General features: G+C 71.5%; 2 protein-coding genes. Both read left to right on the top strand.

The window, feature by feature from the left end:
• The coding region (locus ACWELQ_RS44145; RefSeq protein ID WP_452402923.1) for an ArsA family ATPase at positions 1-1,355 on the top strand (1,355 nt) is incomplete at its 5' end.
• The coding region (locus tag ACWELQ_RS44140; RefSeq protein ID WP_452402922.1) for a hypothetical protein at positions 1,352-2,240 on the top strand (889 nt) is incomplete at its 3' end. The genes ACWELQ_RS44145 and ACWELQ_RS44140, both read left to right, overlap by 4 nt.

The raw sequence follows: 2,240 nt of genomic DNA, 5'->3' as shown, positions 1-2,240 counted from the left end.
CCTACGCCCGCACCGGTCAACGAGTCCTGCTGGCCTCCCTCGACCAGGCCCACTCCCTCGGCGACGCCCTCGGCTTCCGCCTGCGCCACGGCGGCGGCGCCACACCCGCCGTCGCCAGCATCCCCCTGCCCATGTTCCAGCCGCCGCGCCCGGAACCCGAATTCGGCGGCGGCGCAACGGGATCCGTTGGTGGCGAGCCGGGATTCGGCGGTGTGGAGCACGGCCGGGCCAATGCCTGGCAGGCGCAGGCCGTTCCGCGCGGGGATGCGCTCGCCGCCGCGGCGACGCTCGATGTCATCGAGGTGGATTCGCTTGCGCTGCTGGAGGATCGGTTCCGGCAGGTATTGATCATGGCGTCGGGGGCGGGGCATGAGCACGGATTCGACCTGGGCGCACTGGATCCCGCCGAGCTGACCGGACTGCCCGGGGTGCAGGAGCTGCTGGCGATGCTGGAGATCACCCAGTTCGCCAAGGACGCGCGCTGGGACGTGATCGTGGTGGACTGCCCGCCCTCGGCGGACATGCTGCGCATCGTGACCGCGCCCGACACCGTGCTCGGTTACCTCGAGCGGGTGTGGCCCGCGCACTCGCGCACCATGGAGGCCATCGGCACCGACTTCCGCAAGGCCGTGCTGGCGGTGACCGTGGAACAGATCGTGTCCGCGGTGACCGACGCCCGCGACCTGCTGGCCGATCGCACCCGCACCGGCGCGCGCCTGGTCACCGCCGCGGAGCACGTCGCGGTCGCGGAATCGGCCCGGGTGCGTTCGGCGGCCGCATTGCTGGGTATCCGGTTGGATGCGGTGCTGGTCAACAAGGTGCTGGCGGAGATGCCGGGCGCGGATCCGGCCACGCCGCCGCATCCTGCCGTGCAGTGGTACTTCAACCGCCGCGGTGAGCAATTCGATGTGGTGACCGAGCTGACCAAGCGGCTGCGCGGTGTCCCCGTGCAGGTGGTGGGTCATGCCGGGGCCGAACCGGTGGGGCTGAGCTCACTGTGTGCTTTGTCCTACGCGGTGGACGCGAGTGGTAACTGGGTGGGATCGCGTCCGATCCCTATGCTTGGCACAGATGCGGACGGCGTGCAGCCCGTCCCCGCCGAGCCGATGGTGCGGCTCGAGTCGGGAGCCGGCGTGCACTCGATGTTCGCGATGCGCATGCATCTGCCGATCGTCGATCCGTCGACGCTGCGGCTGGGACGAGTGGAGGACGATTTGATCGTGGGAGCGGACGGGGTCCGGCGGCGCATGCGGCTGGCCCCGGTATTGCGGCGGTGCACGGTCGAGGCTGCCGAGCTCGACGGCGACCAGTTGGTCATCCGCTTCCGGCCCGACCCTCAGGTGTGGCCGAAATGACCACGACCCACCCGCGTCCCGGTCACCCGGAGGAGAACCTCGGCGAATTCGCCGAGGAACTGCGGCTGCTCGCCGAGGCCGTGCTCGAACGCGTCGAACCGGTGCTGCGCCGCACCGCCTCCGACGGGCGCACCGAATGGAACAGCTGCAGCTGGTGCCCGGTCTGCGCGGCGGCGGCCATCGTGCGCGGTGAACACCACGATGTGGTGGCCGCCATCGCCGAACACGGCACCGCCATCGTCACCGTGCTGCGCGAGGCTTTGGCGGGTGTCCCGGTGGATCCGGTGATCCCGCCCGAACTCGACCCCGACTCCCCGGAGTACCACGCCTGGCATCAGTACGTGCACGCCGCCGGAAACGCCTCCGAGGCAACGGATCTGCCCTTCGCGGACGCCTACGCCGCCGCGCGCGGTGATAACGGTGCCGACGCGGAACCGGGTGCCGGAGCGCAAACCGGCTGGCGCGCTGACGAATCCGCGCTCGGTGGGCACGGGCCCGGACCGGGTGCGGGCCTCGCAGCGGTGTTCGCCCGCTTCCTGGCCGGTGCGCAGGGCCGTGCCGCTGCACGTAACCAGCGCGGTGACAATACTTTCGGCGGCCGGTCCGAGGGCGAGGACCCGCTTGGGCGCGGTCCGGGCGCTGCCCGTAGTCCCTCGGCGGAGCAGTCGGCCGCGTCGGCGAAGTCCGACTCCACGGCGCGCAGTGGCGCAACTGGGCAGTCCAGCACGGCTGGGCAGGCTGGCGGGGCCGGGCAGTCGAACGCGGCTGGGCAGGCTGCCGGGGCTGGGCAACCCGGTGCGGCTGGGCGATTTCGGTCCGCTCGGCACCTCGGTGGCCGGGACGGACGACAAACTACTGCCGGTGCTGGGCGAGATCATGGTGACC

Source organism: Nocardia sp. NPDC004722 (assembly GCF_053601505.1).
The sequence above is the reverse complement of the archived record's forward strand: the minus strand, read 5'-3'. Positions and strand labels throughout refer to the sequence as shown.